Genomic DNA, 13,235 nt, shown 5'->3' with positions numbered 1-13,235 from the left:
CACACCGGCCAGGAGCCGACAGGCACCCACACAAGCACGCCCGCGCTCGCGGGCCCCTCCGAAAGGCTTACCCATGACGATGAAGACCGCTCAGGCCGTCGAGGCTTTCATGCCCGACGCCAACGCTGAGACCCTGATTATCCAGCCCCTTGAGGCCGAGTCCGTGGCCACGCAGGTCACCACGCTCGCCCGGCAGGCTGACCACACCCACGACTACCGCATTCCCGTGGTCACCGCCGACCCCACGGCCGCGTGGACCGCCGAGGGCGAGGAGATCACCACCTCGACCGCTTCCCTGGCTGAGGAGATCGTCACCCCGCGCAAGCTCGCTGGCCTAACCGTGGTCACCCGCGAACTGGCCGAGGACACCTCGCCCGGCGCGCAGGAGGTTGTTGGTCAGGGACTTGTCAGGGACATTGCCCGCAAGCTCGATGCCGCGTTCTTCGGTTCGAACACCAAGGCCAAGGACGTCCAGCCCCGTGGGCTGGAGGACGTCGAGGGCGTCACGACTGTCACCGGTGCGTTCACCAACACCGACGTGTTCAGCGAGGCCCTAAGCAAGGCAGAGGCCCACGGTGCCACCATCACGGCGTGGGTTACCGACCCTGACACCGCCCTGACCCTGGCCAAGGTCAAGAAGCAGACTGGCTCGAACGAACCGCTGCTAGGGCTGGACGCCACCGCGCCCACACGCCGCACCATCCTCGGTGTGCCGATGTTTGTCACCCCGGCGGTGACTAAGGGCACCGTGTGGGCGATCCCGCGCGATCGCGTCTACACCGTCATTCACTCTGAGGCACAGCTGACGGCTGACGAGTCCGTCTATTTCACCTCCGACCGGATCGCGGTGCGCGCCACCACCCGTGTGGGCTTCGGCTTCCCTCACGCCGCCGCCATCATCAAGGTCACCGCCGCTTGACCAACGCACCGGGGCGGGGTGGGGGATGACCCCTCAGCCCGCCCCGGTAGCAGGCCCGGCAATGCCATCAATATCCCCCCGCCCCCAAAAACTCCTCCCCCCCCCGGGCTCATCCCCGCCCCCGTGCCCACAAATTGCCCACAACGCGAACCAAAACCACCACAAAACCACCAACAGGACAAAACAGGAAATGGCACCATTCCAACGTTTTTCCGCACCCAGGAATCACGGCGCGACGCTGATCCTGTTTGTGGTCCAGGAGGTCGCGGGTTCAAGCCCCGTCAGCCACCCCACCGAGAGATGCCCGCAACCGCAACAAAAAGCGGCGGCGGGCATTGTTCATTCCCAGGCCGGTGAGGACCACCGTCACAGCCGCGAGCGCACAGGCTTTGGCAGACTCGTCCTATACCCCTTTCCCACTGCCTTGCGAGGATGCGCCCATGCAACGCCGAGACTTCATGCTCATGCTCGCCGCCGGCACCGCCGCGGCTCTCACCTCCTGCTCCTCCCAGCCGCAACCCAGCTCCACTTCCTCGCCTTCCACCCCGGCGACCACTGCCTTCTCGACGCCCTCCCCCTCCCCCAGCCCGACGCCGTCGGCCACTCCCACGCCCTCGCACGGTCCGCTGTGGCTCCAGGACGGCCCGCCCACCCTGCCCGCGCCACAGCCGCCCTCAGGGGTGCTCACGGGCCTGCCTGAGGCCGTCGGCAACACCGTGGCCATCACAGTGGACGACGGCGCAGACGCCTCGGTCATCGACGCCTACCTCGACTTCGCCAAGGAGTCCGGAGTGCGCCTGACCTTCTTCGTCACCTCCTCCTACCCGGGGTGGGTCGACTGCAAGGAGAAGATGATGCCGCTGGTGGAGTCCGGCCAGGTCCAGCTGGGCAACCACACAGTGACCCACGCGGGCCTGACCAAGATCAGCGAGTCCGCCATCATCAAGGAGGTCTCAGGCTGCGAGTCCTTCCTGCGCGACACCTACGGCGTCACCGGCGCCCCCTTTGTCCGCCCGCCCTACGGCTACCGCAGCGCCTGGACCGATTCGGTGTGCGCTTCCTTGGGGTACACCTCCCCCACCCTGTGGTACGGCTCCTTCGGCGACTCTGGGCTGCTGACCGAGGAGGTGCTGCTCGGCGAGGCCCGCACGTGGCTGCTCGCCCAGCACATCGTCATCGGCCACGCCAACTTCCCCACGGTCACGCACCTGTACGGCCAGATCATTGAGATCCTGCGCGAGCGCTCACTGCTCACCGCCACGCTCGACGACGTCTACTTCGGTCCCGGCCACGACCGGCACGTGTGACCCAGCGCCCCGGGGGCCTGCGCTAGCGCGGCTCGACCCCGGCCCGCAGCAGCCCGACGACGTGTCCGTCAGTCAGGGCCTCCCAGCTGGCCTCGATGATGTCAGTGCCCACGCCCACGGTTGACCAGCTGCGCTCGCCGTCGGTGATGTCGATGAGTACCCGCACGATCGCGTGGGTTCCACGCTCAGAGTCGAGGATACGGACCTTGAAGTCAGTCAGCTCAAAGGCCCGGATCTCGGGATAGGCCGTCGCCAGCGCGTCACACAGGGCGTGATCCAGGGCGTTGACCGGGCCGTTGCCCTCGCCCAGCACCGCCAGGCGCCGTCCACCGACCCACATACGCACCGTGGCCTCAGAGTCGGTCACTGTTGCGCCGTCCTCCGGCAGGATCTCCTGCCCGGCGGCCGGCCTGGCTGTGACGCTGGCCCGCCAGGACTCGACCCGGAAGTACTGCGGGAGCTGTCCCAGCGCCTGGCGCAGCAGGAGCTCGAAGGATCCGTCTGCGGCGTCGTAGGCGTATCCCGCCGCCTCGCGACCCTTGACCACCTCGGTGACCCTGGCCAGCAGCTCCTTGTCCCCTCCGGTCTCGATGCCGAGCTCACGCGCCTTGAGCTCGATCGAGGCGCGTCCTGCCATCTCCGAGACCAGCATCGTCATGGTGTTGCCCACTCGCGCAGGGTCGACGTGCTGGTAGAGGTTGGGATCAACCTTGATGGCGCTGGCATGCAGCCCCGCCTTGTGGGCAAAGGCCTTGCTGCCGACGTATGGCAGGCGTCCCGAGGGTGCGCGGTTGGCGATCTCCCCCACCGTGCGTGAGACCGCGGACAGCTCCGCCAGTCGCCTGGCTCGTTCCTGGCTGTCCCCAGCAAGCGCCTGGTAGCCGGTCTTGAGCTCTAGGTTGGCGATCAGCGTGAGCAGGTTGGCGTTGCCGGTGCGCTCACCGAAGCCGTTGACACATCCCTGCACCTGGCGTGCCCCGGCCTCCACCGCCGCCATCGCGGCCGCCACGGCCAGCCCGGAGTCATCGTGGGTGTGGATGCCGACGACGCAGTCCTCGTGCCCCGCGGCGTCCAGCGCCGCGCGCAGCCGGGAGATCTCGGCGGCCACGGTGCCAGGCAGGCTGCCGCCGTTGGTGTCGCAAGGAATGACGGCGCTGGCGCCCGCACGCGCGGCCGTCAAGGCCAGCTCGATCCCGTAGCGAGGGTCGCGCGCGACACCGTCGACGTAGTGCTCCAGGTCCACCATGACCTCGCGGCCCGCCGCCACCAGCAGCCCGACCGAGTCGGCCACCATCCGCAGGTTCTCCTCGCCGCTGGTGCGCAAGGCGCGCTCCACGTGTGCCGGGTCTGACTTCGCCACGATGGTGATCACCGGGGCGCCGGAGTCGAGCAGGCCACGCAGCTGCGGGTCCTTCTCAGCCGCCGTGCCAGGGTGGCAGGTCGAGCCGAAGGCCACGAGCCTGGCAGTAGCCAGGCTGAGCTCGCTGGCCGCCCGAGCGAAGAACTCGGTGTCCTTGGGAATGGCACCGGGCCAGCCAGCCTCGATATACGTCACCCCCAGGTGGTCCAGGATCCGGGCGACGGCGAGCTTGTCCTCGACGGTGAAGGAGACCGACTGCTGCTGGGCGCCATCGCGCAGCGTCGTGTCATAGGTGGCGACCCTTGGCGTCAGCTTCATGCCAGTCGGTACATCCAGTTGTAGGGGTCCTCCAGGCGGCCGTACTGGATGCCGGTGAGGCGGTCATGGATCTGGTGAGTGACCTCCTGGCCCTCGATGCGTACGTCGAAGCCCTCGCCCTTGAGGTGCCCCAGCGGCACGACGACGGCTGCGGTGCCGCAGGCGAAGACCTCGCTGACCTTGCCGGACTCGATATCGGCCAGGAGTCCCTCCAGGGTGATCGTGTCCTCCACGACCCTGCGACCGGCGTCAGTGAGCAGGCGGATGATGGCCGAGCGCGTGTTGCCCTCCAGGATCGTGCCGGTCAGGTGCGGGGTGCGCACCGTGCCGTCGGCGTCGACGACCATGATGTTCATGCCGCCGAGCTCCTCGAGGTTCTTCTCCGTCACGTCATCGAGGAAGCACACCTGGTCGCAGCCCTGGGCATCGGCCTCCTGCTGAGGCAGGAGGCTGGAGGCGTAGTTGCCACCGGTCTTGGCAAAGCCTGTGCCGCCGCGGCCAGCACGGTGGTAGTTCTGGGACACCCAGATGCTGATGGGCTGCAGGCCGTGGGTGAAGTAGGCCCCGGAGGGCGAGGCGATGAGGTAGTAGTCCACGACCCCGGCGGCGTGGACGCCGAGGAAGGCCTCAGAGGCGAACATGAAGGGCCGCAGGTACAGCGACTCGCCGTCGCCCTCAGGCACCCAGTCCGCATCGGCCCGTACCAGATCGACCAGCGAGGCGATGAAGTCCTCCTCCGGCATCTCGGGGAGGGCCAGACGCCGCGCCGAGACGTTCATCCGGGCGGCGTTGTAGCGCGGGCGGAAGGTCCAGATGGATCCGTCGGCGTGGCGGTAGGCCTTGATCCCCTCGAAGACCTCCTGGCCGTAGTGGAGCACCGCCGCGGCCGGGGACAGACTGATCTCGCCGTAGGGGCGCACCTCGTGCCCGCCCCATCCCTCCTGGCGGGTCCAGCGCGCGTGGGCCATGTGGTCCGAGAACACGTGGCCAAAGTGCAGGTCGGTCAGCGCCTGGGCGCGCTCAGCGTCGCTGGCGATGCGCGCGGGGCCCGTCAGTGGGAAGCGGCCAGCGAGCTCGTCGGCCTGGGGAACCGGGACCGCGGCGGCACGTGCCAGGGGCGTCTCGAGGGAGCTGGTGACGGATGCAGCGGTCTCAGTCATGACGTTAAGGCTACTCCTGAGCCCACTGTCCGGACTGTGGATTCTCACATTTTGATCTCACGATGACGGCGGAGCGGCCACCAACCCGGTGCCGCTCCGCCGTCATCACGCATCGTGAGGGCTCGTGCCCGAGCCCCCGACCCGACTAGCCGCGCAGGGCAGCCACAATCGCGTCCCCCACCTGGCTGGTCGAGCGCACGAGCGGGGCTCCGGCCTCGTTGGCCTCGGCCCGGGCAGCCATGTCAGCCTCGACTGCCGCGCTGACGCGCGCCGCCTGCGCGGGGCAGCCGATGTGCTCCAGCAACAGGGCGACGGCGCTGATGGTCGCCGTCGGGTCCGCCTTGCCCTGGCCCGCGATATCGGGGGCGGAGCCGTGAACCGGCTCGAACATCGAGGGGAAGGTGCGGTCCGGGTTGATGTTGCCCGAGGCGGACAGTCCGATCCCCCCAGTCACCGCGCCAGCCTCGTCCGTGATGATGTCACCGAAGAGGTTGTCCGTCACGATGACGTCGAAACGGGAGGGATCAGTGACCATGTAGATCGTGGCGGCATCGACGTGGCAGTAGTCCACCGTGACGCCCGGGTACTCCTTGCCCACCGCCTCGACCGTACGCCGCCACAGGTGCCCGGCATGGACCAGCACGTTGTGCTTGTGCACGAGCGTGAGGTGCTTGCGGCGGGACTGCGCCTGCTCAAAGGCGTAGCGCACCACGCGCTCGACGCCAAAGGCCGTGTTGACGCTGACCTCGGTGGCGATTTCGTGCGGGGTGCCCACACGCACCGCTCCCCCGTTGCCGCAGTAGAGGCCCTCAGTGCCCTCGCGCACGACGACGAAGTCGATGTCCCCCGGGTGGGCAAGGGGGGAGGGAACGCCTGGGTAGTAGCGCGAGGGCCGCAGGTTGACGTAGTGGTCCAGGGCGAAGCGCAGACGCAGCAGCAGGCCACGCTCTAGGACGCCAGAGGGGACCGAGGGGTCGCCGACGGCTCCCAGCAGGATGACGTCGTGAGCCTTGATCGCCTCCAGGTCCGCCTCGGTCAGGGTCTCGCCGGTGCGGTGCCACCGGTCCGCCCCGAGGTCGAAGTCGGTGGTGACGACGTCGACGCCACTGCCCTCCAGGGCTGCACGAAGGACCTTGAGCCCCTCCGGGACGACCTCCTTGCCGATGCCGTCGCCAGGGATGACGGCGAGCTTGACGGTGCGCGTGTGCTGAGCCTCAGTCATGCCCACAGAATAAGCAAGTGGTCACCATCCGGACGAAGAATCTCAGATGGTGACCACTTGAGGTGGATGTCAGGATGGCAACGAGCCCGAGCCAACGCCAGCCAGCTCAGCGCGTCGCCATCTCCTTCACTCAGCGAGCGACGGAGCCCTCGTGGTAGTCCTTGTCCACCTGGGCGCGCCAGGCGAACATGGAGCGGACCTCGCGGCCAGTCTTCTCGATCGGGTGGGCCTCGCCCTCGGCGCGCAGCTTCTTGAACTCGGGCGCGCCGGCGGCCTGGTCATCCATGAAGCGCTTGGCGAAGGAGCCGTCCTGGATGTCGGCCAGGACCTCCTTCATGTGCTCCTTGACGTCGGGGGTGATGACCCGCGGGCCGGAGACGTAGTCGCCGTACTCGGCGGTGTCCGAGCAGGACCAGCGCTGCTTGGAGATGCCGCCCTCGTTGATGAGGTCCACGATGAGCTTCATCTCGTGGCAGACCTCGAAGTAGGCCATCTCCGGCTGGTAGCCGGCCTCGACCAGGGTCTCGAAGCCGTACTGGACGAGCTTGGAGACGCCACCGCACAGGACGGTCTGCTCACCAAAGAGGTCGGTCTCGGTCTCCTCACGGAAGCTGGTCTTGATGGCACCAGCGCGAGTGCCACCGATCGCCTTGGCGTAGGAGAGCACCAGCGGCCAGGCCTGGCCAGAGGCGTCCTGCTCGACGCACACGAGCACCGGCACCCCGCGGCCGGCCTCAAACTCACGGCGCACCGTGTGACCCGGGCCCTTGGGGGCGACCATGATGACGTCGATGTCGGCAGACGGCTTGATGTAGCCGAAGTGGATGTTGAAACCGTGGGAGAAGAGCAGGGCGGAGCCGGCCTTGATGTTGGGCTCGATCTCCTCGGCATAGAGGGTCGCCTGCACCTGGTCGGGAGCCAGGACGGTGACGACGTCGGCCCATGCCACGGCCTCAGCGATGGGCTTGACGGTCAGTCCAGCCTCCTCGGCCTTGGCAATCGAGGACGAGCCCTCACGCAGGCCGACGACGACCTCGACCCCGGAGTCACGCAGGTTGAGCGCGTGCGCGTGTCCCTGCGAGCCGTAGCCGATGACCGCGACCTTCTTACCCTGGATGACGGACAGGTCTGCGTCGTCGTCGTAGAACTTCTCAGCTGCCATGATGGTGCCTCACTTTTCCTTGAACTGGTCGGTAATGGATCGAGGGCCGCGCGAGATGGCGACGGCGCCGGACTGGACGATCTCCTTGACCCCGTAAGGAGCCAGGGCCTCCAGCAGCGCCTTGACCTTGGACTCCGAGCCGACGGTCTCGATGACCACCGAGGTCGGGCTGACATCAACCACGTGCGCGCGGAAGAGGTCGACGATCTGGAGGACGGCGGTGCGGTTGGAGTCGTCCGTGTGCACCTTGATGAGGTAGAGCTCGCGCCCCACCGAGGTCTCAGGATCCAGCTCGACAATCTTGAGAACGTTCACCAGCTTGTTGAGCTGCTTGGTGACCTGCTCCATCGCAAGTCCCTCAGCGTCGGCGATCACCGTGATGCGCGAGACGTCCTCGTGCTCAGTCGGGCCGACTGCCAGGGAGTGGATGTTGAAGCCGCGGCGGGTGAACAGCGCGGAGACGCGCGTGAGCACGCCAGGCTTGTTCTCCACCAGGACGGACAGCGTGTGCTTCTCGCTCACGGTCTCACTCCTCTTCCCACGTCGGGCTCATGCCCTTGGCGTACTGGATATCGTCGTTGGACACCCCTGCCGCCACCATGGGCCACACCTGAGAGTCCGCCGAGCAGATGAAGTCGATGACGACGGGCCGGTCATTGATCGCGTTGGCCTGGGCAATGACGTCGTCGACGTCCTCCAGGCGCTCACAACGCAGTCCCACGGCCCCATAGGCCTGCGCCAGCGTGACGAAGTCAGGGACGCGCTCCGTACCCGCCCCGGTGTGCAGGTCCGTGTTGGAGTAGCGCTGCCCGTAGAAGAGCGTCTGCCACTGCCGGACCATGCCGAGCGAGGAGTTGTTGATGAGCGCGACCTTGATCGGAATCTCGTTGAGGGTGCAGGTCGCCAGCTCCTGGTTGGTCATCTGGAAGCAGCCGTCACCATCGATGAGCCACACCGGCCGCTGCGGAGCGCCGACCTTGGCCCCCATGGCCGCCGGCACCCCGTAGCCCATCGTGCCAGCGCCAGCCGAGGTGAGCCAGGAGTGCGGCTGGTTGAACTCGAGGTAGTGCGCGGACCACATCTGGTGCTGGCCCACGCCGGTGACCCACACCGTGTCCTCGGGCGCCAGGCGCGCCAGGTGAGTGATGACCTCCTGCGGCTGGAGCAGGCCGTCGTCGGTATCCGTCCAACTCGTGGGGTAGGTGGCCTTCGTATGCGCCACCTCCGTGAGCCACTGATCGATCTCGACGCGCGGCTCTGCCGCGAACTGATCACGGCAGGCGCTGCTCAGGGCCGGGACAACGTCCTTGAGGTCGCCCACGATCGGCACGTCCGCCTCGCGGATCTTCGAGATCTCTGCAGGGTCGATGTCGACATGGATGACCGAGGCGTGGCGGGCGAAGGTATCCGGCTTGCCGGTCACGCGATCATCGAAGCGCGCCCCCAGGCAGATCACCAGGTCCGCGCGCTGGAGGGCCCCGACCGCGGCAACGGTTCCGTGCATGCCAGGCATGCCCAGGTTGAGGGGGTGATCGGTCGGCATGACGTCCAGGGCCGTCAGCGTGGTGACAAAGGGGGCACCGACCAGCTCGATGAGCTCGCGCAGCTCCTGCACCCCCACCCCAGCTCGGCTCAGTCCGCCGCCAAGGTAGAAGACCGGGCGCTCGCAGGAGGCGATGACTTCAGCGGCCTGGGCAACGCGACGCTGGTTGGGCTTGCCAGGCAGGGCGTACCCCGGCAGGTCCAGGCTCTCAGGGCGCACGTAGTGCGTCTTGTCCTCCTGCGCGTTCTTGGTGACATCGATCAGGACCGGGCCAGGCCGTCCGGTCGAGGCCAGATGGAAGGCTTCGAAGACCCGAGCGGCCACCTCGTCCGGTGAGGTCACCAGGAAGGAGTGCTTGACGAAGGGCATCGTGGCGCCCACGATGTCCGCTTCCTGGAAGGCATCGGTGCCGATGGCCCGCGTGCCGACCTGCCCGGTGATCGCGACCATGGGGACGGAGTCCATGTGGGCGTCACCGATGGCGGTGATGAGGTTGGTCGCCCCCGGCCCGGACGTGGCCACACAAACCCCCACCCGGCCCGTGACCATGGCGTAACCCTCGGCAGCGTGGCCTGCACCCTGCTCGTGGCGCACCAGGACGTGACGAATCTTCTCGCTGGCAAACAACGGGTCATAGAACGGGAGGATGGCCCCGCCCGGCATGCCGAAGATGTCCGTGACACCAACGTCCTCCAGCGCGCGCACAAGCGCCTGGGCTCCGGTCATCAGTTGCCGTTCCTGGGCCATGGAACCGTCGTGACGCTCCATCGGCTGCCCTCCTGTCGGTCCGAGGCATCCGCGAGTCCGAAGGCTGCTGCCTCCGGCTAGGGCCAACGGTAGAGCGTTCCACGATGCGAGTCACCTTCCGGACAAACAATCTCAAATGATGGAATCACGAGTTGTGGCAGATGAGCGTCCATGTCGCCGACGACGGCCACCAGGCAGTGCCGTCCCAGGCATCCACAACGAGTGCACCGTCACAGCCGTCTCTGTGTTCTCACGGACTGAAGTCCGCCATTGTCCGAGCAATCCGAGTGGGACAATCGGCCTGTCCCATCCAAGCTCTGATGCACGCTGCAACGCAGCACCGTGAAAGGCTGGCGCACCATCGTGGTCACCGGACTCCTGACGCACCTGGCAGACAACCCCGTCCTCGTGCTCTTCCTACTCATTGGCCTCGGCATGCTCGTCGGGCATATCAAGATCAAGAGGGTGAGTCTGGGAGCCGCCGCTGTGCTGTTCGCCGGGATCATCCTGGCAGCCTGGGGCGTGTCCCAGGGCGTGACCATCGAGGTCCCGGCCTCGTTGGGAACCCTTGGCCTGGCCATCTTCACCTTCGCTATTGGCGTTCAGTCCGGCCCGAACTTCTTCCACGTCATCCGCACCGCCGTCGGCCCGCTGGCGCTGATGCTCGGGGTCTTCGTCGTCGCGGCAGCGGCCGGCCTGGGAGTCGGGCGCGCGCTCGGCATGGACTCAGCCCTCATCGCCGGAACCTTTGCGGGCGCCATCACCAACACCCCCGCACTGGCGGCGGCAGGCAACGCCGCCACCATGGCGGGCAACCCCGACGGCGTCGCCGTGGCGACGGTGGGCTACGCCGTCGCCTACCTCTACGGCGTCATCGGCATGCTCTTCTTCTGCCTGCTGGCGCTGCGCTACCGCCGCTCCGACAAGGACAAGCCCTCTCCCCTGGTCAACCGCACGATTCGCGTCGAGCGCGATGATTCTCCCCTCATCGGTGACATCGCCGAGACCATCTCGGGCGAGCTGAAGTTCTCCCGCCTGCGCCGCGGTGAGAGCGGCCCGATCACGCGTCCTCGTCCGACCGACCGGGTCAACGTCGACGACCTCGTCACCGTCGTGGGCACCCAGGACGCCGTCAACCAGGTCATCAAGGCCCTGGGCCACGGTTCGTCCCACTCCCTCATCGAGGACCGCCGCTACCTCGACTTCCGGCGCATCACGGTCTCCGACCCCAAGCTCGCCGGCCACACGGTGGCCGAGCTCGGCGTCGATGAGAAGTTCGGCGCGACGATCTCCCGCGTGCGCCGCGGTGACACGGACATGGTCGGTACCCCTGACCTCGTCCTCCAGCAGGGAGACCGCGTGCGCGTAGTCGGCCCCACCAGCCGGATGAAGGAGATCTCGAAGTACTTCGGCGACTCCTCGCGCGGTCTGTCCTCGATCAACCCGGTCGCCCTGGGCATCGGGATGGCGATCGGCATCATCATCGGTGAGTGGAAGTTCCTGACCCCCACGGGGGCCACCTTCTCCATCGGTTCGGCTGCGGGCACGCTGCTCGTGGGTCTCATCTTCGGCAAGATCGGACGCATCAAGGGCTTCGTGACAGCCCTGCCCTTCACGGCGACGGCGGTGCTCGCCGAGTTCGGTCTACTCGTCTTCCTCGCCCAGGCAGGAACCAAGGCTGGTGGCCAGATCGCTAACGCCTTCACCGGCGGCGACTGGTGGAGGATCCTCGTCACTGGCTTCGTCATCACGACCATCGTGGGCTTCGGCCTTTATGCCTCCATGCGGTGGATCGTCAAGATGGGCGGCACACGCCTATCCGGTCTGCTTGGTGGAGCTCAGACCCAGCCCGCGGTACTCGCCTTCGCCAACGAGCGCACCGGCGCCGATCCTCGCGTCGCGCTGGGGTACGCCATGGTCTACCCGGTGGCCATGATCGGCAAGATCTTCGTCGCCCAGATCCTCGGCGGCCTGTAGACCTTCCGCAGACAGAACAAGGGGCCCCTCGCGATGGCGAGGGGCCCCTTGTTCTGTCTCGTTGCCTGTCAGGAGCGGCCAGGCTCTGAGGCGCTGCCGTGGGAGGGCAGCAGCGCCGCGACGGCCGAGGTCGGAATGTCATGGCGCCAGCGACGGTCCGTGAGGATCCTGGCCATGGCCAGCCCCACGCCGATCGCCGTGATGACAAAGAAGACCTCCGCCAGGTTAGTTGCCGCCACTCCGACGGCCGCGTTGGCATCCACCGTCTGGTCGTTGAGCGCCGAGATGGCACGGTAGAAGGGCACACCCGGAATCATGATGACGACGGCGGGCACGGACAGGGCCACACGCGACAGCGAGGCACGCGAGACGAAGGCCTGCGCCAGCAGACCAATCGTCACGGCCGCCAGGCCCACCGCCAGCTGCCAGGGCACGCCAAACTCGTCAATAAGCAGAAGACGCCCGGTGTTGGCCAGTGCGCCAACCGTTGCGGCCAGACCCGCGGCCTTAGGACCAGCGTTGAAGAGCATCGCGAAGCCGTAGGCGGCGATGAAGGAGCAGAAGATCCGCAGACCGTACAGCAACAGCCCCTCCGGGTTATAGGTGTAACTCGCCTCGACGTCCCAGTGGAAGACGAAGGTCACCGTCCACACCGCCACACCTGCCGCGGCCATGACCAGCATGACGTAAGAGGCGCGAGAGATTGCCGAAGAAAAGTCCTGGCGCACAAGATCCAGCATCGCCGTGACCATCGGGAATCCCGGGATCAGGAACAGGATCGCCGAAATGATGCCGCCCTGGTGGTTGCCGTCGATGAGATCGAGAGCGCCCAGCAGAGTCACCAGCGCCATGTAGACCGAGGAAGCCCCCACGCCACACACGATCCAGGTGAAGAAGTGCTGGAAGTGCCGCTCCAGCATCTGCCGGCGAATCACCTGGCCAAAAAACGCCGCGAAGAGCACCGCAAGGCACTCCACCCAGCCACCCTGGTTGAGGAAGCAGAACCCCGCACACGCTACTCCTGACGCCGCCGCGTTAGCGAAGACGCCGTAGCGGGCGTGCATGTGCTGCACCTCGTCCAGCTTCTTGTCCAGCTGCTCGACGCGCTCGTGCTGACGCAGGTCGTGGACGATACGCCGCAAGGCCTCGAGACGGTCCACGTTCACGCCCACACGGCGTACCTCCGCCGTCTCAGTACGGAAACAGTCCCCCACGTAGGAGGAGGTGACGATCTCCGTCATCGTCACTGTCGCCTCGTGCCGGTCCAGACCGACGGCCGCCGCTGCCTTGGCCATCGAGGACTTGACGCGGTAGGAGCCCGCACCGGCAGCCAGCATCATCGTGCCTAGCCGCAGGACCACCGCAGACTGAAGCATAAGCCGGTCGGCGTCGAGCGCATCATCGGGATGAATGGGTTGTTGATGGGAGTCATAGGGCTTCGTCACCCGGCCATCATCCCTGATGGCCCCCTGCCTGGGCTAGCGTCGTGAGTCCCTGCTCGGGGTGGTGTTGTGCACGGT

The 13,235-nt window shown here is 67.0% G+C and carries 10 protein-coding genes; 3 read left to right on the top strand and 7 right to left on the bottom strand.

The features are described 5' to 3' along the window. The first annotated feature begins 73 nt into the window (after window positions 1-73). Both HMPREF0058_RS08225 and HMPREF0058_RS08220 read left to right on the top strand, forming a co-directional pair. A complete protein-coding gene (locus tag HMPREF0058_RS08225) occupies window positions 74-919 on the top strand; it encodes a phage major capsid protein (RefSeq protein ID WP_006549312.1) in 846 nt (281 codons plus the stop codon). A gap of 440 nt (window positions 920-1,359) precedes the next feature. Continuing rightward, window positions 1,360-2,226, top strand: a complete 867-nt coding sequence (locus HMPREF0058_RS08220; protein WP_006549311.1) for a polysaccharide deacetylase family protein — start codon at window positions 1,360-1,362, stop codon at window positions 2,224-2,226. 22 nt (window positions 2,227-2,248) lie between these two features. Here the strand turns inward: HMPREF0058_RS08220 and cimA are convergent, their stop codons facing one another. From cimA to HMPREF0058_RS08190, 6 genes are all read right to left on the bottom strand, one after another. Beyond that, window positions 2,249-3,904 carry a citramalate synthase gene (gene cimA, locus HMPREF0058_RS08215; RefSeq protein WP_006549310.1) on the bottom strand — a complete coding sequence of 552 codons (1,656 nt, stop codon included), beginning with the start codon at window positions 3,902-3,904 and terminating at the stop codon, window positions 2,249-2,251. Next, window positions 3,901-5,064 (bottom strand): branched-chain amino acid aminotransferase, encoded by a 1,164-nt coding sequence (locus HMPREF0058_RS08210; protein WP_006549309.1) that lies wholly within the window; start codon window positions 5,062-5,064, stop codon window positions 3,901-3,903. Before HMPREF0058_RS08210 ends, cimA begins: the two co-directional genes overlap by 4 nt. 145 nt (window positions 5,065-5,209) lie before the next feature. Next, window positions 5,210-6,286: a 3-isopropylmalate dehydrogenase gene (locus HMPREF0058_RS08205; RefSeq protein WP_006549308.1), complete on the bottom strand. Its 1,077-nt coding sequence runs from the start codon at window positions 6,284-6,286 to the stop codon at window positions 5,210-5,212. Between the two features lie 130 nt (window positions 6,287-6,416). Then, window positions 6,417-7,448 carry a ketol-acid reductoisomerase gene (ilvC, locus tag HMPREF0058_RS08200; protein WP_006549307.1) on the bottom strand — a complete coding sequence of 344 codons (1,032 nt, stop codon included), beginning with the start codon at window positions 7,446-7,448 and terminating at the stop codon, window positions 6,417-6,419. A 9-nt stretch (window positions 7,449-7,457) separates the two neighbouring features. Continuing rightward, a complete protein-coding gene (gene ilvN, locus HMPREF0058_RS08195; RefSeq protein ID WP_006549306.1) occupies window positions 7,458-7,970 on the bottom strand; it encodes an acetolactate synthase small subunit in 513 nt (170 codons plus the stop codon). Window positions 7,971-7,974: 4 nt separating this feature from the next. Continuing rightward, window positions 7,975-9,759 carry an acetolactate synthase large subunit gene (locus tag HMPREF0058_RS08190; protein ID WP_006549305.1) on the bottom strand — a complete coding sequence of 595 codons (1,785 nt, stop codon included), beginning with the start codon at window positions 9,757-9,759 and terminating at the stop codon, window positions 7,975-7,977. Between the two features lie 342 nt (window positions 9,760-10,101). On the opposite strand from HMPREF0058_RS08190, the gene HMPREF0058_RS08185 reads away from it, so the two are divergent. Next, complete coding sequence (locus HMPREF0058_RS08185) at window positions 10,102-11,715, top strand: aspartate:alanine exchanger family transporter (protein WP_040319885.1); 1,614 nt, start codon at window positions 10,102-10,104, stop codon at window positions 11,713-11,715. Window positions 11,716-11,783: 68 nt separating this feature from the next. Here HMPREF0058_RS08185 and HMPREF0058_RS08180 read toward each other — a convergent pair whose 3' ends face one another. Beyond that, the gene (locus HMPREF0058_RS08180; RefSeq protein ID WP_006549303.1) at window positions 11,784-13,091 is read right to left on the bottom strand and encodes a threonine/serine exporter family protein; all 1,308 of its coding nucleotides are present in this window, start codon (window positions 13,089-13,091) and stop codon (window positions 11,784-11,786) included. Window positions 13,092-13,235: the final 144 nt, after the last annotated feature.

The organism is Actinomyces urogenitalis DSM 15434, assembly GCF_000159035.1.
Taxonomy (GTDB): domain Bacteria; phylum Actinomycetota; class Actinomycetes; order Actinomycetales; family Actinomycetaceae; genus Actinomyces; species Actinomyces urogenitalis.
Note: the sequence above shows the minus strand (reverse complement) of the source record. Positions and strands in the feature narration are given on the sequence as shown.

Bases quoted from the DNA above. Each gene is read 5' to 3' on its own strand.
- HMPREF0058_RS08225 (WP_006549312.1), top strand. From the start codon at position 74: ATGACGATGAAGACCGCTCAGGCCGTCGAGGCTTTCATGCCCGACGCC.
- HMPREF0058_RS08220 (WP_006549311.1), top strand. From the start codon at position 1,360: ATGCAACGCCGAGACTTCATGCTCATGCTCGCCGCCGGCACCGCCGCG.
- cimA (WP_006549310.1), bottom strand. From the start codon at position 3,904: ATGAAGCTGACGCCAAGGGTCGCCACCTATGACACGACGCTGCGCGAT.
- HMPREF0058_RS08210 (WP_006549309.1), bottom strand. From the start codon at position 5,064: ATGACTGAGACCGCTGCATCCGTCACCAGCTCCCTCGAGACGCCCCTG.
- HMPREF0058_RS08205 (WP_006549308.1), bottom strand. From the start codon at position 6,286: ATGACTGAGGCTCAGCACACGCGCACCGTCAAGCTCGCCGTCATCCCT.
- ilvC (WP_006549307.1), bottom strand. From the start codon at position 7,448: ATGGCAGCTGAGAAGTTCTACGACGACGACGCAGACCTGTCCGTCATC.
- HMPREF0058_RS08190 (WP_006549305.1), bottom strand. From the start codon at position 9,759: ATGGAGCGTCACGACGGTTCCATGGCCCAGGAACGGCAACTGATGACC.
- HMPREF0058_RS08180 (WP_006549303.1), bottom strand. From the start codon at position 13,091: ATGCTTCAGTCTGCGGTGGTCCTGCGGCTAGGCACGATGATGCTGGCT.